Consider the following 21,705-nt stretch of genomic DNA (forward strand, 5'->3'; position numbering starts at 1 on the left):
AACACTGTGATGACATTGATCACCCGGAGGCCACGCCATGCCTGCTCTACCCGAGATGCCCCGCCACCAGGCCCTGATCGGCGGTGAATGGGTCGCCACTCGCGAGACCCTGGCGGTCGAGGCTCCCGCATGGGGCGAGACTCTCACGCGGATTGCCCGCGGCCAGGCCGAGGAGGTCGACGAGGCCGTCCAGGCGGCCGGTGACGCCTTTGCCGGTCGTCTGGGTAACTGGTCGGACTGGAGCGCCCGCCGGCGCAGCGAGTGGCTGCTGGCCTTCGCCGCCACCATCGAGGCCGATCACCAGCGCCTGGCCGAGCTGGAGTGTCTCGATACCGGCAAGCCCATGACCCAGGCCCGGGGCGACATCACCGCCTGCGCCCGCTACTTCCGCTTCTATGGCGGGGCCGCCGACAAGCTGCACGGCGAGACGATCCCCTTCGAGAACGACTTCGCGGTGATGACCTGGCGCGAACCCTTCGGGGTCTGCGCCCAGATCATTCCCTGGAACTATCCCGCCCAGATCTTCGGCCGCTGTGTCGCCGCCGCCCTGGCGGCAGGGAACACCGTGGTGCTCAAGCCGGCGGAGGAGGCCTGCCTGAGCGTGCTGCGCCTGGCCGAGCTGGCAACGCAGGCGGGCCTGCCTCCCGGCGTGCTCAACGTCGTCCCGGGGCTGGGCCGCGAGGCGGGTGCCGCCCTGGCGGCGAATCCGCACATCGACCACCTCTCGTTCACCGGCTCCCCCGAGACCGGCACCCTGGTGGCCCAGGCCGCGGCCGTGCACCACGTGCCGGTCACCATGGAGCTGGGGGGCAAGTCGCCTCAGGTCATCTTCGCCGATGCCGACCTGGACCTGGCGCTCGAGGCGGTGGTGCGCGGCATCATCCAGAATGCCGGCCAGACCTGCTCCGCCGGCAGTCGCCTGCTGGTCCAACGCGAGGTGGCCGAGCCGGTGCTGGCGCGCCTCGTCGAGCGCTTCTCGGCGCTGCGCTGCGATGCCGGCGAGGCCGATGCCGACTGTGGTCCGCTGATCAGTGCCCGCCAGAGGGCCGGCCTCGAGGCCCGGCTGGAGGCCGCCCGGGCCGATGGCATCCGGGTGCTGGTCCAGGGGCAGCTGGCCGAGGGGGCGCCCGCCGGAGGGCACTTCGTGGTGCCGCAGGTGCTGACCGACATCCCGGCCGGCCACGAGGTGGTGCGGGAGGAGCTGTTCGGGCCCGTGCTGGCGGTGCAGACCTTCGAGGACGAGGCGGAGGCGCTGGCCCTCGCCAATGCCACGGACTTCGGCCTCTGCGCGGGGATCTGGACCCGGGACGGCGGGCGGCAGCTGCGCCTCGCCAAGGGCATCCGCAGCGGCCAGGTGTTCGTCAACAACTACGGCGCCGCCGGCGGCATCGAGCTGCCCTTCGGTGGCGTGGGACGTTCCGGCCATGGCCGTGAGAAGGGGTTCGAGGGGCTCAGGAGCTACACCCGGCTGAAGACCCTGGCCATCCGGCATGGCTGACGTGCCGGCAGCCGGCTTCTATTCGCACAAGGAGATCCTAATGACAGAGACAGTGCGTGTCGGACTGATCGGTGTCGGCCTGATGGGCCATGGCATCGCGCGAAACCTCCTCGAGGCCGGCCATCGGTTGTGCTTCCTCGACCATCCGGGCAACCAGCCGGTGGACGACCTGCTGGCCGCCGGCGCCACCGCCTGGGCCACCGGGCGCGAGGTGGCCGAGTCCGCCGAGGTGGTCATCCTCTGCGTGACCGGCTCCCCCCAGGTCGAGGCGGTCCTGTTCGAGGCCGGCGGGGTGCTGGAGGGGCTCGCGCCCGGCACCGTGGTGATCGACTGCTCCACTGCCCTGCCCAGCTCGACGGCCAGGGTCGCCCGGCGGGTCGACGAGGCGGGGGGGCGCTTCATGGACGCGGCCATGACTCGCACGCCGAAGGAGGCCGAGGCGGGGCGACTCAACCTGATCGTCGGGGCCCCGGCGGCGCTCTATGCCGAACTGCACCCGCTGCTGGAGAGCTTCGCCGAGACCATCACCCATGCCGGTGAGGTGGGAGCGGGGCATACTCTCAAGCTGCTGCACAACTTCGTGTCGCTGGGCTTCTCGGCGGTGCTCGCCGAGGCGGCGGCGGCCTCGCGCCGGGCGGGCATCGACGACGCGGCCTTCCTCGAGGTCTTGGGCAGCGGCGGAGGCGCCGGGGTGGTCTTCGAGCGACTGCGTCCCTTCGTCGAGGCCGGCGATCCGTCCGGATTCCGCTTCAGCGTGGCCAATGCCACCAAGGACCTCGGCTACTACCGGGCCATGACCGACGAACTGGGCGCCTCCGGCGACCTGGCCCGGGCGGTCGAGGGGCTCTATGCGGGCATCGCGGATCAGGACCGGATGGTGCCGGAGCTCATCGCGCTCCTTCAGGCGGCCCGGCCATGATCACGGCCCCCCATCCACGGGAGGCATGACGGCATGTCCCTCTCCCACCGCCAGCAGGGCCTGTTGCTGACCGGCGGGGGCGCGCTGATCATGTCGCCGGATGCCCTGCTGATCAAGCTGGCGGCCCTGCCGGATGCCGAGATCCTGATGTGGCGGGGATTGCTCTCGGCGCTGGGGTTCCTGCTGATCGCGCTGGCGCGCCATGGGCGCGGGACCCTCGAGGCCTATCGGCGTTGCGGGGGCACGGGCATCGCCGTGGCCCTGCTCTTCAGCCTCACGACCTGTGGCTTCGTGCTGGGCAACCAGTACACCAAGGCGGGCAACGTCCTGCTGATCCTGGCGGGGGCGCCGCTGATCGCCGCCCTGTTCTCCCGCGCGATCCTCGGCGAGCGCCTGCCGCGGCGCACCTGGCTGGCGATCGTGCTGTGCATGCTGGGCATCGGGATGATCGTGCTCGACGATGCCGGGGCCGGCTCCTGGGTGGGCAATGCCTTTGCCCTCATGGCGGCCACGACCCTGGCACTCAACTTCACGCTCTGCCGCCGCCGACCCGGTGTCGACATGAGCCCCATGCTGGTCTTCAACGGCCTGATCGTCGGCGGAGGTGCGGCCATGGTGCTGCTGCTGGGCCAGGGCGGGATCGCCATGCCGCCGATCGACCGCTGGCTGCTGGTCGCCTTGCTCTGCCTGTTCATCGTGCCGGCCGGGGTGACGCTGCTGCAGCGTGGTCCGCTCTATCTGCCCGCCGCCGAGGTGGGCCTGCTGCTGCTCCTGGAGGTGGTGTTCGGCACCCTCTGGGCCTGGGGGCTGCTGGGCGAGACCCCGGCGCCGATCGCCTTGGTCGGGGGCGGGCTGGTCCTGGGCACTCTGGTGGTCAAGGGGCTCTACGAGCGGCGGCTGGAGCAGCGCCTACGCACGGCGATGGCCTCCCGTTGAGCGCTGCCGTCGAGCGACCCCGTGAGGGTCAGGGTTGGAGCGGGGAGCTCGACCGGCGCTAAGAAACCTGACCTGGGTCGCACGGGCCGCACTGCTCCCTTCACGAGGCGGGGCGCGGCCCGTTACGCTGCTCCCTAGCTGTCGGCATCGAGCCCGTCAGCCCCATATCCGTCATGCCATCCCGAGGAGGGCCCGTGGCCATTTCCTGTTTTGCCGATCTGCTCGACGAGGCGCGCGCCCAGTCCGAGCCCCAGCGCCTGCTCTTCGTCTTCACCCGGGCCGAGCTGCCCGACCACCCCAGCGAGGAGCAGCGGCGCCGCTTCGAGCAGGGCGAGGGCGGCGTGCTGACCCCGGTGGTCTGCGTCGACAAGGCGCCCGAGGCGCTCTCCGACATGGCGGCGCTGGTGGCGGAGTCCCGCGAGACCGGCGCCGAGTGGGACATCGTCTTCGTGGCCGCCCTGGCCGGTCCCAGCGCCGAGGCAAAGGCCGAGCAGCACCTCAACCGCATGGTGGAGTCGCTGAAGATGGGCAACGTCGCCTCCTTCCTGGCCTTCGACCGGCAGGGTGAGGCGGTGAGCATCGGCTGACGCCCGCCCACCGGGGCCATAGGGTTGAATTATCAGGGCCATGGCACCATTCAATTTACGCTATCAGGAGATGCGGGCTACCATGCGTCCCGTATCCCCGCCAACCATTCCACGAAAGTCGATAGGAGCATCACCGAATGTCCCTGCTGAACACCGAAGTCAAGCCGTTCAACGCCACCGCCTACCACAACGGCGAGTTCGTCGACGTCTCCGACGCCGACCTCAAGGGCCAGTGGAGCGTCTTCTTCTTCTACCCGGCTGACTTCACCTTCGTCTGCCCGACCGAGCTGGGCGATCTGGCCGACAATTACGATGAGTTCAAGAAGCTGGGCGTCGAGATCTACGGCGTGTCCACCGACACCCACTTCACCCACAAGGCGTGGCACGACAGCTCCGAGACCATCAACAAGCTGCAGTACCCGATGCTGGCCGACCCGACTCACGCCATCTCGCGCAACTTCGAGGTGCTGATCGAGGACGCGGGCATCGCCGAGCGCGGCACCTTCGTGGTCGACCCGGACGGCAAGATCCAGATCATCGAGCTGAACGCCGGCAACATCGGCCGTAACGCCGAGGAGCTGCTGCGCAAGGTCAAGGCCGCCCAGTACGTGCGCGCCAACCCGAACGAAGTCTGCCCGGCCAAGTGGGAAGAAGGCGAAGCGACCCTCTCTCCCTCCCTGGACCTGGTCGGCAAGATCTAAACGATCTGCCCCTGCCGGCGAGGCCTTTCACGGCCTCGCCTGTCCCCACCCGGGCATCCCCTGCCCGGGTACTTATTCCGGAAGCCTGAGCGAACCGAGGCGCCCCGCGCGGGATGCCACGGCCCCCTCATGCCTCCGTCTTGACCCCCGAACATGAAGGAATGCCGCTGTCATGTTGGACGACAATCTGAAAAGCCAGCTCAACGCCTATCTGCAGAAGGTCACTCAGCCGTTCGAGATCGTCGCGTCCCTCGATGACGGCGACAAGTCCAAGGAACTGCACGGCCTGCTGACCGACATCGTCGGCCTGACCGACAAGATCACCCTGAAGCTCGACGGCCAGGATGCCCGCACGCCGTCCTTCGCCCTGAATCGTCCCGGCGAAGAGAGCGGCGTGGTCTTCGCCGGCATCCCCATGGGCCACGAGTTCACCTCGCTGGTGCTGGCGCTGCTGCAGATCGGCGGCCATCCGCCCAAGGTCTCCGAGGAGGTGATCGAGCAGATCAGGAGCCTCGACGGCGAGATGCGCTTCGAGACCTACTTCTCGCTCTCCTGCCAGAACTGCCCGGACGTGGTCCAGGCGCTGAACCTGATGGCGATCCTCAACCCCAACGTCCATCACGTCGCCATCGACGGCGCGCTGTTCCAGGACGAGGTGAAGGCGCGCGAGATCATGTCGGTGCCGAGCGTCTACCTCAACGGCGAGCCCTTCGACCAGGGCCGCATGAGCCTGGAGCAGATACTGGCCAAGGTGGACACCGGTGCCGCCGAGCGCGAGGCCGCCAAGCTCAACGACAAGGCCACCTTCGACACCCTGATGATCGGCGGCGGGCCCGCCGGCGCCGCGGCGGCGGTCTATGCCGCGCGCAAGGGCATCCGCACCGGCGTGGCCGCGGAGCGCTTCGGCGGCCAGGTGCTCGACACCCTGGGCATCGAGAACCTCATCTCCGTGCCCCGCACCGAGGGCCCGAAGCTTGCCGCGGCGCTGGAGGAGCACGTCAAGGAGTACGAGGTCGACATCATGAACCTGCAGCGGGCGGTGTCGCTGGTGCCGGCCACCCAGCCGGGTGGTGAGCACGAGGTGGCGTTCGAATCCGGCGCCCGCCTGCGCGCCAAGACCCTGGTGCTGGCCACCGGCGCCCGCTGGCGCGAGATGGGCGTGCCCGGCGAGGCCGAGTACCGCAACAAGGGCGTGGCCTACTGCCCCCACTGCGACGGCCCGCTGTTCAAGGGCAAGCGCGTGGCGGTGATCGGCGGCGGCAACTCCGGCGTCGAGGCGGCCATCGACCTGGCCGGCATCGTCGGCCACGTGACGCTGCTCGAGTTCATGGACGAGATGCGCGCCGACGCGGTGCTGCAGAAGAAGCTGCGCAGCCTGCCCAACGTCGAGATCATCCTCGGCGCCCGCACCACCGAGGTGAATGGCGACGGCAAGCGGGTCGACGGCCTGACCTATGAGGAGCGCGCCACCGGCGAGCTGCGCCGGGTCGACCTGGAGGGCGTCTTCGTGCAGATCGGCCTGGTGCCCAACACCGAGTGGCTGCAGGACTCGCCCATCGAGCTCTCCGAGCGCGGCGAGATCGTCGTCGACCAGCGTGGCATGACCTCGATTCCCGGCATCTTCGCCGCCGGCGACGTCACCACCGTGCCCTACAAGCAGATCGTCATCGCCATGGGCGAAGGCTCCAAGGCCGCCCTCGGCGCCTTCGACCACCTGATCCGCAGCTGATCGCGGCCGGGCGCCTGGTGCCCGGCCCATCGACGACGCCCCCGCCGGCCCTGCCGGCGGGGGCGTTTTCGTTGTTCAGTCCAAGGATCGGCGAGTAGCCGGGGGTGGTGGGATCGCCAGCGCTCAGCCGAGCAGCCAGAGAAAGGGCAGCAGCGACACGGCGAGCACGCCGGCGGCCAGCAGGGCCAGTAGCAGCGTGCGAAGAGGCCGGTGCCGAAGGCGCCGCCACAGGGTCGGCGCCTCGCCGCGGGCGGCGAGGCGCGCCTGCTCGTCGCGCACCCGCGCGCCGAGCGTCTGCTGGTAGGCGTCGATCAGCGCCCGGGCCTGCTCGCGCTGGGCCTCGTCGCGCAGCCAGATGGCCGCCACGCCGAGCCCCCAGAAGCCGGCTCGGGTCTCGTAGGTCGCGATCTCGTGCTCGTCGAGCAGGCGACGCACCGCCTCGGCCTCCTCGTCGGGCACGTTGCCCAGGTGAAACAGCAGTTTGGCCATCGTGCCCTCCGTCAGTGATCGCGCCCGTCGCCGCCCGGGACGGGCGCCTGGGCGCAGAGGCGGCGCATGCGCGCGATCGCCTCGCCGGCCCCGGCCAGGGCGAAGGCCATGTACCAGGGATCGTCCTCGCCGCGCATCAGGCGCAGGCGCAGCAGCTCGCCGTCGGCCATCTCCTCGAGCAGCCGGTCCAGTCCGGGCAGCGCAAGGCGCACGTAGAAGCCGCGGTCGCCGCGCTCGGTGACGAAGGCGGCTTCGCCGCTGTGGATGGGCGCGTGATCGACGCGCAGGTCGGCGGGCACGCGATTCACCGTGGCGCTCTCGGGCTGGTAGTCGTCGAGCTCCACGCGAAGCTCCAGCCAGGGCAGGTCGCAGGCCCCGGCGCTGGCGTTGACGCTGAAGATCGAGTCGCTGTAGCTCTGCTGGTCGATGGCGCGGAAGTGGCGCGCCTCGCCGAGCGACAGGGCCAGGGAGTGCCAGCCGCCATGGGCCCGGGCGTCGCTGGTGTTGTAGTTCGTGGCCGCGGCGGGGCCGGCCAGCAGCAGGCCCGCCGCCAGGAGCAGCGTCGAGAACAGCGGCAGGAAAGGGGCAAGACGGGAACGGCGGGGCATGGCAGGGGCTTCCTCGGACCGGGACGCGCCCGAGGCTAGCACGCGGCGGCGGGGCTGTCTGCGCTTCGCCGTCGGCGGCGCGCCCCGCTCAGTGGGCGGTGTGCGCGTCCATCCCGGCCCCGCCCAGCTCGCCGCGCCCCAGGCGTCCCAGCAGGTCGAGGTCGATCTCCTCATAGGTCACCAGCCGGCCGCCATGGTCGTCGCGGAAGGCCTCGGCCTCGCCGCGTTCGGCGAAGGAGGCGAGGGTGTGGCCCATGGCGCCGCGGCGCTCGTGGCCGACCACGTACCAGGCCTCGCTGGCCCGTATGAAGGCTTCGTCCGCGGGCTGCACCCAGGTCGTCTTGCCGATGTCGTGGACATAGGCGTGGGAGAGCCGGGTCTCGTTCTCGGGCTGCTTGAGGAAGGTGAAGAGTTCCAGGGTGGAGCAGAACTTGCTCGGCGTCTCCTGCCCCTTCAGGAAGGCCTCGCCCTTGGGGCCGGGGAAGTCCTGGATCAGCATGCCGCAGACGTGACAGCTGTCGCCGTCCTCGATGGGCAGCGGGGCGGCGAGGGCCTCGGGGTCGGACTCGCTGCATCCGGTGAGCAGCACGAGGAGCAGCGGCAGCAGGAGGCAGACACGGGGCATGGCAAGGTTCCGGAGCATGGGGGTGGCCTCAGGCCGAACGGTGGCGGAAGCGCAGCAGGGCCAGGCCCAGCGGGACGAGGATCCAGGCCATCAGGATCGGCACCACCACGGCGGGCCGGAAGGCGCCGCCTTCGGCGATGGCGGTCAGGCCGATGTAGCTGCGGGCCGCCTCGACGCCGGCCAGGTTGATCAGGCGGAAGCACTCGATGGGGTTGAGCAGCAGCAGCCAGGGCAGCCAGTCACCGCCCTGCTCGACGCTGACCAGCAGGGCCAGCAGTCCCAGGTCGAAGACCAGCACGAAGAGGAACCACACCACCAGGGCGAGCCCCGCGGCCCGCGCCTTCTCGGTGACGCAGACACTGATCAGGTAGGCGAAGGCGATGAAGACCCAGCCCAGCAGCACGCTGCTGGCGATCAGCAGGCCCATGCCGGCAGCGAGCTCGGCGAGGGCCACGCCATCGGCGGCCAGCGCGATCACCGCCCCGGCGATACCGAAGCCCAGCGTCGTCGCGGCGCCCAGGATCAGGCCGTGGCCGAGGAACTTGCCGAGCAGCAGCGAGGTGCGACTGATGGGGTAGGTGAGCAGCAGCAGCAGGGTGCCGGCCTCCTGCTCGCCCACCACGGCGTCAAAGGCCAGCAGCAGGGCGATCAGCGGGATCAGGAACACCGCCAGGGTGGCCAGGCTGACCAGGGTCGTGGCCAGCGAGGTGAAGCCCAGGCCGCCGCTGGCCGCGGCCCCGAACCAGGCGATGCCCACGGCCAGCAGGGCCAGCACCAGGGCGATGGCCAGCACCCAGCGGTTGCGCAGGCCGTCGCGAAACTCCTTGCCGGCGATGGTCAGGATGGCGGTCATTCGGCGTCTCCTCGTGGCGCGGGCGAGAGGCCGGCGGAGAAGTGGCTGTAGAGGTGTTCCAGGGTCGGCGGCAGCAGCTCGATGTCCTGCACCTCGGGCAGGGCGGTCAGGCGACGCAGCACGGCGAGCTTGGCATCGGCGGGCACCGAGAGGGTCACCTCGTGGCCGTTGACGGGGCGGGCCTCGATGCGCGGGTCCTCCCAGCCGTGCCGCCAGTCGTCGTCGTGCATGGCTCCCCAGGCGCGGATGGTCAGCGGCAGCGCCGCCTGCCGGCGCAGGGCCTCCATGTCGCCCAGCGCCAGGCGGCGCCCGGCGCCCAGGATCAGGGCGCGATCGAGGTAGGGTTCCACCCCGGGCAGCATGTGGGACGAGAGCAGCACCGTGCAGCCCCGCTCACGCAGTTCGCGCACCGTGTCGTAGAAGTCGCGGGTGGCGGCGGGGTCGAGCCCGGTGGTGGGCTCGTCCAGCAGCAGCAGGCGCGGCTCGCCGAGCAGCGCCTGGGCCAGCCCCAGGCGCTGGCGCATGCCCTTGGAGTAGGTCTTCACCCGTCGGCCGGCGGCCGGGCCGAGGCCGACCCGCTCGAGCAGGGTGTCGATCTGGCGGCGATCGACGCGCTTGAGGCGGGCGAAGTAGTCCAGCACCTCGCGGCCGCTGAGCTGCTCGTAGAAGCTGACGTTCTCGGGCAGGTAGCCCAGCCGTCGGCGCAGGGTCTCGGCATGGGCGCCGTCCGGGGCGCCGCCGAGCACCGAGACGCGTCCGGCACTGGGCGAGAGCAGCCCGAGGATCAGGTGCATGATGGTGGTCTTGCCGGCCCCGTTGTGGCCGAGCAGGGCCAGCACCTCGCCCTCGTTGACCGAGAGGTCGAGGGCGTCGAGGCGGATCAGGTCGCCGTGGCGCTTGGTCACGCCGTGAAATTCGATCACCGCGGTCATGCGTCGGCGTCTCCGAGGTTGGGTGGGGTCAAGCCGAGGGCAGCCGTGTCGGGGTCGCGCATCAGGGGGGCGCTGTCCTTGACCCCCTGGGGCCGGAACACCGGGAACTGGCGCTGTATCCAGCGCAGCGCCAGGACCGCGGGGCTGTGCATCAGCAGGCGGGCGACCGGGTAGCGCCACAGCAGGCGGTCCATGGCATCGTTGGGCTCGAAGGGGGTGTCGCCGATGCCGTCGCCGGCGAGGTCCCAGCCCAGGTAGTTGCTCCAGTAGTTGCCCCGGCCCGCCTCGGACCACTCCTGGGGGCGAGTGGCCACGTACATCACCTGCTGATGGTTGTCGACGAAGGCGTTGCCCACCACGGCGTTGTCCTCGGAGCCGGCGGTGAGATGGATGCCGATGTCGCTGTCGGCGAAGCGGTTGCCCTCGAAGCGGTTGTACTGGGCGTTGTAGACGAACAGCGCCTTGCCCTCGCCGCCACTGACCAGCCCCTGGCCCTGGGCATCCCGGCGCTGCTGGATGCCGCTGACGCGGTTGTCGCGCAGGGTGGAGTGGGTGATGTTGTTCATCAGGATGCCGTAGTGGCGATCGTCCTGCGAGCGGTTGCCGATCACCGTCAACCGCTTGGACTGCATCAGCGCATAGCCCGTGCGGGTGTCCTGGGTAACGTTGTTCACCAGCCGGTTGTCGTGGGCGTACATGTAGTGCACGCCGTAGCGCAGGTCTGCCATGTAATTGTCGCGCAGCAGGCTGTCGCGGCTGGTGTCGATGTAGATGCCGTCGCGGGTGCGGCGGATGTCGTTGCCCTCCACCCGGACATCCGCGACGTTGAACAGGTGGATGCCGTTGCCGCGATCCTGGGAGCGCAGCGCGGCGTCGCCGCGGATCACGTTGTCGAGGACCTGCACGTCGCTCACGGCATCCAGCCAGATGCCGAAGCCGGGGCCCGTGAGGCGCGAGTCGCGTATCACGCTGCCGGCGGCGCTTGCCTCGACGAAGATGCCGGCGTCCATGTCGGTCAGGTTGGCCCCCCAGTTCTCGATGGCGAGGCCCTCCAGCACGCTGTCCGGCGCCTCGAGCACCACGGCGTGCCCCTCGCCGCCGCCGTCGATGATCGCGCCCGGCTCGCCCGAGAGCGTGAGGGTACGGTCGATGATCACGGGGCCGGGGTAGCGCCCCTGGGGCAGCAGCAGGCGGTCGCCGTCGCTGGCCTGTGCGACGAGCGGCTGCAGCGGCTCGCCGGGGCTGGCCGTCCAGACGGCGGCCAGCAGGTCGCCCGGCAGCCACGCGAGCAGCCAGGCAACGAGAAAGAGTCGGGGGACGACGCGAGTCTGTCGTCGGATCATGCGTCTCTCCGGGAAAGGGGGCCGGGCAATTCCCGGCCCCTTGTCATCAGGCCTCGCGATCAGGCCTTCTCGACCAGCATGCGCCCGGTCATCTCCATGTGCATGGCATGGCAGAACCAGGAGCAGTAGTACCAGTACACCCCGGGCTTGTCGGCGGTGAAGGTGACGCTGGAGGTCTGCTGCGGGCCGATCTCCATCGAGGCGCCGTGGTTGACCATCACGAAGCCGTGGGTCAGGTCCTCCACCTGGTCGAGGTTGGTGACCGTCACGGTCACCTCGTCGCCCTGCTTGACCTTGAACTCGGTCAGGCCGAACTGCGGGGCTACCGAGGTCATGTAGACCCGCACCTGGTTGCCGTCGCGGATCACCTTGTTGTCGCTCTCGAGGGTGACCCCGTCCGCCTCGGCCATGGCGCGAGTCTCGGCGAAGAACGGATCGTCACGCGTCCAGGTCCGGCTCGGGTTGAGCTGGTCGGCGCGCAGCAGGATGCAGTCATGGGGCTCGGCGAAGGTGGGGCCGTCGTGGACCAGCTTCATCTCCTCGCCGGAGATGTCGATCAGCTGGTCGTTCTCCGGGTGCAGCGGGCCCACCGGCAGGAAGCGGTCCTTGGAGAACTTGGAGAGCACCACCAGCCACTTGCCGTCGGCGTCCTTGGACTCGGTGAGGCTGGCATGGTTGTGGCCCGGCTGATAGTGGACGTCGAGCTTCTGGCGGATGTAGTTGACCTCCTCGCCGTTGTAGGCGCGGATGGCGTCCTCGATGTTCCACTTGGCCACCTGGCTGTCGATGAACAGCGTGGTGTAGGCGTTGCCGCGACCGTCGTAGGTGGTGTGCAGCGGCCCCAGGCCCAGCTCGGGCTCGCCGACCACGGTGTCGCGGGGCTCGATGGAGCCGTCGAACAGCGCGGGGAGCTTGTCGATGGCGATGATCGAGACGGTCGGCGAGAGCTTGCCGTTGGCGATGAAGTACTTCCCGTCCGGCGAGGTGTTGAGGCCGTGGGGGTTCTTGGGCACCGGAATGTAGCGGGTCAGCTTGGAGCCGTGGCGGCCGTCGAGGACCGGCACCTCGCTGTCGCCCAGGGTCTCGAACTCGCCGGCGGCCACCGCGGCCTCGATCGCCTCGACGTCGAATACCACCACCCAGTCGCGCTCGGCGCGCATGGTGTCGGCCAGCGTCATGCCCTTCTCGGAGTTGTAGCAGGTCGAGGCCACGAAGCGGCCGGTGTAGTCGGCGTCGGTGTTGTCGAGGTTGCCATCGACGATCACCTGCCAGGCCACGTCCATGCTCTCGGCATCGATGGCGTTGAACATGGTGAAGTAGTTGTCGGGACTCTCCAGGTCGCGGCCGTCGTTGAGCTGCGGGATCGGCAGCTCGGCGTTGGCGAACACGTACTTGGTGTGCGGCACCTTCTGCAGGCGCAGGCCGTGGATCGCCTGGACGTTGGGAATGCTGGTGATCTTGTCCGTCTTCATGATGTCGAGACGGATGCGGGCCACGCGGGTATTGGCCTTGTCGTTGATGAACAGGTACTTGCCGTCGTAGCTGCCATCGGTCATGGAGATGTGCGGATGGTGGCAGTCGCCGTTGAGGAAGCGCGACGAGTCGCCGAGGATGCGCTTCGACTCGTTGGTGATGCCCCAGCCGGTGGCGCTGTCGACGTTGAAGACCGGGATGCGCATCAGCTCGCGCATCGAGGGGATGCCCAGCACCCGCACCTCGCCCTGATGGCCACCGCTCCAGAAGCCGTAGTACTCGTCGAGCTCGCCGGGGGCGATCTCGACGCCGTTCTCGGCGGCGCGCGCCTCGCGGCTGCTCATCAGCGCGCCGGCACCGAAGCCGCCGGCGAGCCCGGCGCCGGCGACGCCGGTCACCGCGCTGTTGCGCAGGAAGTGGCGGCGGCCGAGGCTTTCGATCTCTTTCTTCTTGTCTACCATGGTTTCACTCCTCCTGGAGAGTCGGGATTCGCTGCAGCTTGCGGTCTCCGGCGGTGCCGGGGTCATGGGACTCGACGCCGCCCTTGCCCGCGGCCAGGCGTGACGCCTTCTCATAGCGCTTGCGGCGCTTGATCATCGGCGGGCAGCGCTGGTCGTCGTGGTAGGTGATCTGGCAGTCGAGACAGTAGTGACACTCGTTGGCATTGATGTGGCCGTCGGGGTGGATGGCGGCCACTTCGCATTCGTTGGCGCAGATCTGGCACGGGCTGCCGCAGTCATTGCGGTGCCGCTTCAACCAGTCGAACAGGCGCAGGCGGGCGGGGATGGCCAGGCCGGCGCCCAGCGGGCAGACGTAGCGACAGTAGAACTTGTGGTTGAAGGCCGAGATCGCCACCAGTGCCAGGGCATAGAGCAGGTAGCCCCACTCGCGCTGGAAGCGCAGGGTGATGGCGGTCTTGAACGGCTCCACCTCGGCGTAGCGCTCGGCGGTTCCGAGCGAGTGCAGCGAGACCGCGAACAGTCCCAGCAGGAGGATGTACTTCACCGCCCAGAGGCGCTCGTGGAGAGCGAAGGGCACCTCGATCTGCTTCACGCCCAGCCTGCGGGCGGCCTTGTTGACCAGGTCCTGCAGCGCTCCGAAGGGGCACAGCCAGCCGCAGAAGACGCCGCGCCCCCACAGCAGCAGGCTGACCGCCACGAAGGACCAGAGGATGAACATCATCGGGTCGATCAGGAAGGAGCCCCAGCTGAAGCCGCTGATCAGCGAATTGGTGAAGGTCAGGACGTTGACCACCGAGAGCTGGGCCAGGGAGTACCAGCCGATGAACACCAGGGTGTAGACCAGAAAGCCCAGGCGCAGCGGGCGCAGGATCCGCGGGTGGCGCGCCAGCACGTCCTGGAACAGCATGACGATCGTCAGCACGATGAGGCCGGCAGCCAGCACAGCGATCTGGAACGCCTTGTCGCGCCAGACCTGGACCCAGATCGGCTCCTCCACCGGCGGCTCGGGACGCTCGATGTAGGCCTCGGGGACGCTGTAGTCGGCGCTGAAGCGGCGGAACTCGGTATCCAGGGGGCCGGAGGCGCGGCGCACCAGCAGCTCCAGCTGCCAGGGCCGGCCGGGGTCGAAGGCGGCCTTGTCGCGGACGATGAAGATGTCGCGCTCGGTGAACTCGGGGGCGCCGTCGATGGCCAGCCGGCCCAGGCGGATATGGTCGCGGTCGTGAAAGCTGACCGTGGTGTTGCCCTGGGTGAGTTCGATGCGATCGAAGATGCCGCCGCGCACGTAGCCCGAGCCCTTGAAGGAGTAGTCGCCGCGGCCCATGACCGCGATGGCGTGCTCGCCCTCGTCCAGTTCGGCCATCAGCTGAGCGTACTCGGTCTCGCCCAGCAGGTTGCGACCGGCCGTAGGCGGGTTCAGGTAGGTGGTGAAGAGTTCGATGAAGGTCCGATCGGCCGGCTGCGGGGTATGCAGGTAGTCCTCGGCGGGGCTGCCAGCGAAGGCGGCGTCGACCTCGCCGTGGGTCAGGTGCAGGCGGCGGATGGTGCCGTCGCCGGTGAGCGTCTGCCAGTCGGCGGGTTCGAAGCGCTCCGTCAGGACCCGCGCCGGCGGGGCGGCGGACGGGTCGGCGATCAGCCCCTGCTCCGCGGCGACCCGCCGGGCGGCCCGGGTGATGGTGTCGCTGACGACGATGACGGTGACGGTGGCGCCGGAGATGGCGTCCAGTTCCTCGCCGATCTTGAGGCGATCGTTGACGTGGGCGGGCACGTGCTCGTCGGCGAAGCCCTCGAGCTTCGACTCGGGGATGCCCACCAGCATGATGGGTTCCTCGTGGCCGAGGATGTCGGCCTGGACGATGCGTCCCTCGAGGTCGATGCCCACCAGCAGATTGACCGGCTTGCCCGAATAGGCCGGGATCGGTGCCACGTCGACGCTCTCGAAGGCATAGCCGACGAGCGCATCCCCGGCGTAGACCTCGCTTACCGGCCATTGGGACTCGGCGGCCTCGAGCCGGTCACTCTCCGGGAACCCCTCGCGCACCTGCTCAAGCTCCAGGGCCTGCAGCGACGAGGAGAGCAATAAAAGGCCAAGAGCGAGTATCAGACCGAGCCAGCGGGCTGCGATCCTGTGGCGTATCGACATGGCGGCACCCGGAGGAAAAGCGCACGGGAAGGGCGGGCAGGCCGCCCTTCAGTCAGTCGGTCGGCCGGCCCGACGGCCGGCCGGGGGGCTCAGGGCGTGAGGCTGGCGTAGTAGGCGGCGATATCGGCGATATCCTCGTCCGAGAGCGCCTGGGCCTGCGGCGTCATCATCGCGGACATGCCGCCGCCGCGCTCGCCGGCCCGGTAGGCCTTGAGGGCGCTCACGAGGTACTCGGCGTTCTGACCGGCGAGGTTCGGATAGATGGGAGCGGTGGCCTGGCCGTCGGTGCCGTGGCAGGCGGCGCAGGCGGCGACTTTGCCCTCTCCGGCGGCGGCATCACCGGCGGCCTGGGCGTCCAGGGCGAGGAAGGCGCTGCCCAGCAGGGCCACAGCGATCAATGACTTCATAACGTACCTCCAAAATGCATCTTTATCTGTCAAAAAAAGCCTGCCTCGGTCGAACGCCGCGTCAGGCGAGTCATTTTGATGATGCCAGCTGCCATTGGGGTCTGGCTTGACGTGCATCATGTTCAGCCTAGCCCGTGCAGCGCGGAAGGCAAAGGAGGCGCTAATGCAGGCGAGGGACGGGCGTCGTCTCAGGCGTCCGGTGCAGGATCGTCGAGCTGCAGCAGCCGCACCAGCGAGGGGCGCTGGGGGCCGAGCAGGTCGGCCAGGGTGTAGCGGTCGAGCACGGCGAGAAAGGCGGCGAGGGCCTCGGCCAGGATCGGCTTGAGCCGACAGGCGGGGGTGATCACGCACTCGTTGCTGTCGCCGAAGCACTCGACGAGCACGAGGTCGCGCTCGGTGGCGCGCACCAGCTCGCCCAGCGGAATGTCCTCGGGGCGGCGCTTGAGGACCAGGCCGCCGTTCTTGCCGCGGATGGCGGTGAGATAGCCCTGGTGGTTGAGGTCCTGCACCACCTTCATCAGGTGGTTGCGCGAGATCTCGAAGCGCTCGGCGATCTCGTTGATGGTCGAGCGCTCCTCGCCCTTGACGGCCAGGTAGAGCAGTACGCGCAGCGAATAGTCGGTGAAACGGGTCAGGTGCATGGCAATCCCGGCGCTCGGGGCGCCTTGATGGGCAGAATGGGTATCGAAGCGCGCCATTCTATCATTATGCCAATCCGCCCCGCCGCGCGGCGGCATTCGGTCACGGGCGACCGCCAGGGCGGCATTGGCAAGGCTCGTCTTAAGATGTAATTTACGTGCATGTTATCGCCTCCTGTCAAGGCGCTGGGGCCATCGTCGGACGCCGGCAGTCTCGACCGGCGCCCCGCCTGGTCGCTGTTCTTTCCTCTCGCCGCCCTGCAGGCGGCGCTGGCGCTGCCGCTGTCGCTGGCGGCGATGGTGACCGGGACGGACTGGCTCGCCGGGCTGGCCACCCCGGCCGCCCATGGGCGGGAGCTGCTGTTCGGTTTCGCCCTGGCGGTGATCGCCGGCTACCTGCTGGGGCCCCTGCCCGCGCGGCGCCTGACGCTGATGGCGGGGCTGTGGCTGGTCGGGCGCCTCGGGGGGCTGGCGCTGCCGGTGGCCTTGCCGGCGCTGCTGGCCGATGCGGCCTTCGCCCTGCTGCTGGCCGCGGGGGTGGTGCCGAGCTTTCTGGCCGCGAAGAAGTGGCGCAACCGCCTGCTCTCCCCGCTGCTGGGGCTGCTTTGCCTGCTGGCCGTGGCCAGCCTCGCGGCACGCGCGCTTGCCCCGGAGCTGCTTTCGCCCCTGCTCCACCAGGGCGTGCTCTGGCTGCTGTTGCTGATGGTCTTCATGGGCGGGCGGGGGATCGCCCCAGCGGTCAATGGCCACCTGATGGCCCGATTCCGGGTGGCCGGGCGCGGCGTGCAGCCGCGGCTGGAAGCCGCCCTGCTGGGCCTGCTGGTGGCCGTCGGCCTCACCGTCACTCAGCGCGCACTGTGGCCGCTGGCCGGCGCCTTGCTCGCCCTGGCGGGCCTGATGATCCTGGTGCGCCTGGGGCGCTGGGCGCCCTGGCGGCTGCGAGGCCGTCCCGACCTGCTGGCACTGCTGCTGGGTTACGCCTGGCTGGGCGTGGGGGCCTGGCTGGTGGCGGCCGATCTGCTGGCCGGCATCGCGCCGGCGGCTCGGCTGCATGCCGTGACGGTCGGGGCGCTCGGCACCCTGGCCAGCGGCATCATGCTGCGCCAGGCCATCCTGAGGGCCAGTGGACACCCCGCCGACGAGCCGTGGCTGGCGGTCCTGGCGGCGCTGTTCGCCCTGGCGGCCGGGCTGCGGCTCGTCATGCCCCTGTGGGCAAGCGGCTGGCACCTCCTGCTATGGGGCGCGGCCGGCTGCTGGAGCCTGGCCTGGCTGCTGGTGGCCTGGCGGCTGCGCCACTGGGCTCGCCGCGCGGCCCGGCGCACCGCGGCACGCGCCGCGACGGTGGGAACTTGATCTGGGTCAGCTACCCCTTCGAGGGTACCGACGGGCCCGGTCGCGACTGGCATAATTCGTCCAACGGTGACGGCCGCGGCCGCCGCCCTTCGGTTCAAGAGGCTCGATTCGCTCATGCAAGATACCCTGCCGTTCATCCGCCCCCTGGTCGAGAAGTACGATCGCCCCGGTCCGCGCTACACCTCCTATCCCACGGCGCCGCAGTTCCAGGCGGCCTTCGCCGAGGATGACTACCGGGCCGCGGCCGAGCGCAGCAACGCGGCCGAGACGCCCAAGCCGCTCTCGGCCTACGTGCATATCCCCTTCTGCGAGAGCCTCTGCTACTACTGCGCCTGCAACAAGATCATCACTCACAACCGCGAGCGCGCGGCGGAGTACCTGGCCTGGCTCAAGCGGGAGATCGCGCTGCAGGGGGCGCTGTTCGACGAGTCGCGGCGCATGACGCAGCTGCACCTCGGTGGCGGCACCCCGACCTACCTCGACAACGACCAGCTCGGCGAGCTGATGGCGGCGCTGGACGCGGCCTTCCACTTCGCCGAGCCCGAGGCGCGGGAGTTCTCGCTGGAGGTGGATCCGCGCACCGTGACCCCCGCGCAGATCCATGAGCTGCGCGCCCTGGGCTTCAATCGCCTGAGCTTCGGCGTGCAGGACTTCGATACCCGGGTGCAGGAGGCGGTCAACCGCCTGCAGAGCGAGGAGCAGGTGCTGGCGCTGGTGGCGGCGGCCCGCGAGGCGGGCTTCAAGTCGGTGAGCGTCGACCTGATCTACGGCCTGCCGCTGCAGACCGTGGCGAGCTTCGACGAGACCCTTTCCAAGATCATCGCCCTGCGCCCGGACCGCATCGCCACCTACAGCTATGCCCACCTGCCGGAGCTGTTCAAGGCGCAGCGGATGATCCGCCCCGAGGACATGCCGCCGCCGGAGCGCAAGATCGAGCTGCTGGAACTGATCATCCGCCGCCTCACCGCGGCGGGCTACGTCTACATCGGCATGGATCACTTCGCCCTGCCCGAGGACGAGCTCTCGCTGGCCAGGGAGAACGGCACCCTGCAGCGCAACTTCCAGGGCTACTCCACCCATGCCGACTGCGACCTGATTGGCCTCGGCAACACCGCCATCGGCAAGGTCGGCGACAGCTACAGCCAGAACGTCAAGGAGACCGCCCAGTACCAGGCGCGCCTCGAGGCGGGGCGGCTGCCGGTGATGCGCGGCTACCGCCTCAACGCCGACGACGTGCTGCGCCGCGACGTGATCAATGCCCTGATGTGCCACGGCCGCATCGACTTCGCCGCGATCGAGGCGGCCCACGGCATCGTCTTCCGCGACACCTTCGCCGAGGCCCTCGAGGAACTCGAGGAGATGGTCGACGACGGCCTGCTGGCGATCTCCGACACCGCCCTCGAGGTGCTGCCCGCCGGGCGGCTGATGATGCGCAACGCCGCCATGGCCTTCGACGCCTACCTGAGCCACAGCACCGGGCGCTACTCGCGCACCGTCTGAGCCGGCGGCCATCGCCGCCCGGCACACGTCCTCTCGCCCAACGCACTGCGGCGCCCCTCGGGGCGCCGCAGTGCTCTTGTGGCCTGGCGATCGCCTCAGCAGACGCCCTGCTCGATCATGGCGTCGGCGACCTTGCGGAAGCCGGCGATGTTGGCGCCCAGCACCAGGTTGGTGGGGTCGTCGAACTCGGCGGCGGTCTCGGCGCACTGCCGGTGGATGTTGGCCATGATCGCCTTGAGCTTGGCGTCGACCTTCTCCAGCGGCCACTGCTCCATGCTGCTGTTCTGCGCCATCTCCAGCTGGCTGGTCGCCACGCCGCCGGCGTTGGCCGCCTTGCCGGGGCCGTAGGCGATCTTCGCCGCCAGGAAGCGGTCCACGGCCGCGGCGGTGGAGGGCATGTTGGCGCCCTCGCTGATGCAGGTCACGCCGTTGCCCAGCAGCGTCTCGGCGTCGGCCTCGGTCAGCTCGTTCTGGGTGGCGCAGGGGAAGGCGACCTCGCCCTCGAGGCGCCACACCGCGTGGCCGTCGGCCGGGTAGTCCCCCGCCGGGATGTAGCGCGCCCCGGGGTGCTGGGCCAGGTAGGCCTCGAGCGAGGTGCGCTGAACCTCCTTGAGTTCGCGCAGCAGCGCCAGGTCGATGCCGTTCGGGTCGTGCAGGGTGCCGCGGGAGTCGGAGCAGCTGACGGGGGTCGCGCCGAGTTCCTGGAGCTTCTCGATGGTGTAGATGGCCACGTTGCCGGCGCCGGAGACCAGGCAGGTCTTGCCGGCGAGGGTCTCGCCGCGGGCCGCGAGCATGTTCTCGGCGAAGTAGACGGCGCCGTAGCCGGTGGCCTCCTTACGCCCGATGGACCCGCCCCAGTCGAGGCCCTTGCCGGTCAGCACCCCCTCGTAGCGGCCGGTCAGGCGCTTGTACTGGCCGTAGAGGAAGCCGATCTCGCGCGCCCCCACGCCGATGTCGCCAGCCGGCACGTCGGTGGTCGGGCCGATATGGCGGTAGAGCTCGCTCATGAAGGCCTGGCAGAAGCGCATGATCTCGCCGTCCGAGCGCCCCTTGGGATCGAAGTCCGAGCCGCCCTTGCCGCCGCCGATCGGCAGGCCGGTGAGGGCGTTCTTGAAGATCTGCTCGAAGCCCAGGAACTTGATGGTCCCCGAGGTCACGCTGGGGTGGAAGCGCAGCCCGCCCTTGTAGGGGCCGAGGGCCGAGTTGAACTGGATGCGATAGCCCTTGTTGACCTGCACCCGGCCGGCGTCGTCGGTCCAGCAGACGCGGAACATGATCTGCCGCTCGGGCTCGACGATGCGCTCGATGATGCTGTGGTCGAGGTAGTGGGGGCTGCGCTCGAAGAGCGGGCGCAGGCACTCCAGCACCTCCTCGGCGGCTTGGTAGAACTCGGTCTGGGCCGGGCTGCTCTTGCGCAGGGCCTCGAGGGTGTCGTGAACGTAGGGCATGGGGCGCGTCCTGTGCGGTGGAAAACAATTCCACGCACTGTAAGGCATGCACCATTATGCAGCAAGTGCATAGGCCATGCGGAGATTAGACATAGTATTGACGCGAAATTCCTTTAAAAGCGCAAAAATCTATGCACCAAGTTAGAGCATTTAGCTTATCTAATAAATCATGTATCAACGATAGACGATCCGCGTCGGACGGGGCGTGACGCCGCCGGGGCTCCCCGGGGGAGGCGAGGGGGGAGCGAGGAGGCGTTCGGCATGGCGCCGAGGGCTTCTCGAAGGGAGATCGCGAGGGGGCGGCGCCGGCCCGGCGTCGGCCGCCGTCAGGGGGCGCCGCGAGGGGGCTCTAGCGTCCCGCAAGGCGCCGCGGCGTGAGCGGCTGCGTTGAGGTCGTGCGCACACATCTAGTGCTTGAGTCTTTTCGATGGTCTATATATGGTACGCAGCCCTCGGGGAACGCGCCGCTGGCGACGCCTTGACGCACGTCAGTGCAGGCGGTTTAGATGCCCCCTAGGATGAGCGCTCCGGCGGCCCCCGCCGCCCCGACGTCATCAGGAGAAGCCGCATGTCTCTGCCCCATCCGTCGCTGTCGCTTTTGCGCCCGCCCGCCCCGAGCCGTGTGATCCGCGCCCTGGACCCCCGGGTGCCGATGGGCGTCAAGCGCCGGCTGGTGGAGCCGCTGCTCAACCGCACCTTCGCCGAGCCGCTCGCCGAGGGCGAGTTCGATGCCCTGGAGGGGCGCCGCATCAGCCTCACCGTCGAGGATCTCGGCGTGACGCTGACGCTGAGCCTCGAGGCGCAGCGCCTGGTGCTCTGTGGCGAGCCCGGCGAGGCGACCATCCGCGGCGGCTGGCGCGAGTTCCTGTGCCTCGCCACCCGGCGCGAGGATCCCGACAGCCTGTTCTTCCAGCGTCGCCTGCTGATCGAGGGCGACACCGAGCTTGGCCTGACGGTCAAGAACCTGCTCGACGGGCGCGAGGAGGGCCTCGCCCAGGGGCGCCTCGGCGAGTGGCTGCTGCGCCTGGAGCGCCTGACGGCGCGCGATCGCTGACCCGTTGC

20 protein-coding genes are annotated in these 21,705 nt (G+C 69.5%); 9 read left to right on the forward strand and 11 right to left on the reverse strand.

The window, feature by feature from the left end; all coding sequences use genetic code 11:
* Nucleotides 1-37: 37 nt before the first annotated feature.
* From C9F13_RS11280 to ahpF, 6 genes are all read left to right on the forward strand, one after another.
* Nucleotides 38-1,498 (forward strand): aldehyde dehydrogenase family protein, encoded by a 1,461-nt coding sequence (locus tag C9F13_RS11280; RefSeq protein ID WP_108446352.1) that lies wholly within the window; start codon nt 38-40, stop codon nt 1,496-1,498.
* Between the two features lie 40 nt (nt 1,499-1,538).
* Nucleotides 1,539-2,417, forward strand: a complete 879-nt coding sequence (locus C9F13_RS11285) for an NAD(P)-dependent oxidoreductase (protein ID WP_108446353.1) — start codon at nt 1,539-1,541, stop codon at nt 2,415-2,417.
* A 33-nt stretch (nt 2,418-2,450) separates the two neighbouring features.
* Nucleotides 2,451-3,353, forward strand: a complete 903-nt coding sequence (locus C9F13_RS11290) for a DMT family transporter (RefSeq protein WP_108446354.1) — start codon at nt 2,451-2,453, stop codon at nt 3,351-3,353.
* A gap of 194 nt (nt 3,354-3,547) precedes the next feature.
* Nucleotides 3,548-3,940 (forward strand): ribonucleotide reductase subunit alpha, encoded by a 393-nt coding sequence (locus tag C9F13_RS11295; protein WP_108446355.1) that lies wholly within the window; start codon nt 3,548-3,550, stop codon nt 3,938-3,940.
* A gap of 137 nt (nt 3,941-4,077) precedes the next feature.
* Complete coding sequence (ahpC, locus tag C9F13_RS11300) at nt 4,078-4,641, forward strand: alkyl hydroperoxide reductase subunit C (protein ID WP_108446356.1); 564 nt, start codon at nt 4,078-4,080, stop codon at nt 4,639-4,641.
* A 172-nt stretch (nt 4,642-4,813) separates the two neighbouring features.
* Nucleotides 4,814-6,370, forward strand: a complete 1,557-nt coding sequence (ahpF, locus tag C9F13_RS11305; protein WP_108446357.1) for an alkyl hydroperoxide reductase subunit F — start codon at nt 4,814-4,816, stop codon at nt 6,368-6,370.
* A gap of 123 nt (nt 6,371-6,493) precedes the next feature.
* Here ahpF and C9F13_RS11310 read toward each other — a convergent pair whose 3' ends face one another.
* From C9F13_RS11310 to C9F13_RS11355, 10 genes are all read right to left on the reverse strand, one after another.
* Nucleotides 6,494-6,859, reverse strand: coding sequence for a DUF6164 family protein (locus C9F13_RS11310; protein ID WP_108446358.1), 366 nt, complete (start codon nt 6,857-6,859; stop codon nt 6,494-6,496).
* Between the two features lie 11 nt (nt 6,860-6,870).
* Entirely contained in the window at nt 6,871-7,467 is a 597-nt protein-coding gene (locus tag C9F13_RS11315; protein ID WP_108446359.1) for a hypothetical protein, read from the reverse strand.
* Between the two features lie 88 nt (nt 7,468-7,555).
* On the reverse strand, nt 7,556-8,092 hold the full coding sequence (locus C9F13_RS11320; RefSeq protein ID WP_211310948.1) for a nitrous oxide reductase accessory protein NosL: 537 nt from the start codon (nt 8,090-8,092) through the stop codon (nt 7,556-7,558).
* 28 nt (nt 8,093-8,120) lie between these two features.
* A complete protein-coding gene (locus C9F13_RS11325) occupies nt 8,121-8,945 on the reverse strand; it encodes an ABC transporter permease (protein ID WP_108446361.1) in 825 nt (274 codons plus the stop codon).
* Nucleotides 8,942-9,877 (reverse strand): ABC transporter ATP-binding protein, encoded by a 936-nt coding sequence (locus C9F13_RS11330; RefSeq protein WP_108446362.1) that lies wholly within the window; start codon nt 9,875-9,877, stop codon nt 8,942-8,944. Before C9F13_RS11330 ends, C9F13_RS11325 begins: the two co-directional genes overlap by 4 nt.
* On the reverse strand, nt 9,874-11,220 hold the full coding sequence (locus tag C9F13_RS11335; RefSeq protein WP_108446363.1) for a nitrous oxide reductase family maturation protein NosD: 1,347 nt from the start codon (nt 11,218-11,220) through the stop codon (nt 9,874-9,876). The genes C9F13_RS11330 and C9F13_RS11335 overlap by 4 nt, the downstream gene beginning before the upstream one ends.
* A gap of 59 nt (nt 11,221-11,279) precedes the next feature.
* Nucleotides 11,280-13,154 (reverse strand): TAT-dependent nitrous-oxide reductase, encoded by a 1,875-nt coding sequence (nosZ, locus tag C9F13_RS11340; protein ID WP_108446364.1) that lies wholly within the window; start codon nt 13,152-13,154, stop codon nt 11,280-11,282.
* Nucleotides 13,155-13,158: 4 nt separating this feature from the next.
* Nucleotides 13,159-15,297 carry a transcriptional regulator NosR gene (nosR, locus tag C9F13_RS11345; RefSeq protein ID WP_108446365.1) on the reverse strand — a complete coding sequence of 713 codons (2,139 nt, stop codon included), beginning with the start codon at nt 15,295-15,297 and terminating at the stop codon, nt 13,159-13,161.
* Between the two features lie 89 nt (nt 15,298-15,386).
* A complete protein-coding gene (locus tag C9F13_RS11350) occupies nt 15,387-15,704 on the reverse strand; it encodes a c-type cytochrome (RefSeq protein ID WP_108446366.1) in 318 nt (105 codons plus the stop codon).
* 188 nt (nt 15,705-15,892) lie between these two features.
* A complete protein-coding gene (locus C9F13_RS11355; RefSeq protein ID WP_108446367.1) occupies nt 15,893-16,345 on the reverse strand; it encodes an RrF2 family transcriptional regulator in 453 nt (150 codons plus the stop codon).
* A gap of 159 nt (nt 16,346-16,504) precedes the next feature.
* On the opposite strand from C9F13_RS11355, the gene C9F13_RS11360 reads away from it, so the two are divergent.
* On the forward strand, nt 16,505-17,695 hold the full coding sequence (locus C9F13_RS11360; RefSeq protein WP_108446368.1) for an NnrS family protein: 1,191 nt from the start codon (nt 16,505-16,507) through the stop codon (nt 17,693-17,695).
* A 114-nt stretch (nt 17,696-17,809) separates the two neighbouring features.
* Nucleotides 17,810-19,195: an oxygen-independent coproporphyrinogen III oxidase gene (gene hemN, locus C9F13_RS11365; RefSeq protein WP_108446369.1), complete on the forward strand. Its 1,386-nt coding sequence runs from the start codon at nt 17,810-17,812 to the stop codon at nt 19,193-19,195.
* Between the two features lie 95 nt (nt 19,196-19,290).
* Here hemN and gdhA read toward each other — a convergent pair whose 3' ends face one another.
* Nucleotides 19,291-20,643, reverse strand: a complete 1,353-nt coding sequence (gdhA, locus tag C9F13_RS11370; protein WP_108446370.1) for an NADP-specific glutamate dehydrogenase — start codon at nt 20,641-20,643, stop codon at nt 19,291-19,293.
* Nucleotides 20,644-21,211: 568 nt separating this feature from the next.
* Here gdhA and ubiT point away from each other — a divergent pair.
* A complete protein-coding gene (ubiT, locus tag C9F13_RS11375; RefSeq protein ID WP_108446371.1) occupies nt 21,212-21,697 on the forward strand; it encodes a ubiquinone anaerobic biosynthesis accessory factor UbiT in 486 nt (161 codons plus the stop codon).
* Nucleotides 21,698-21,705: the final 8 nt, after the last annotated feature.

The sequence above is a fragment of the Halomonas denitrificans genome (assembly GCF_003056305.1).
Classification (GTDB): Bacteria; Pseudomonadota; Gammaproteobacteria; order Pseudomonadales; family Halomonadaceae; genus Halomonas; species Halomonas denitrificans.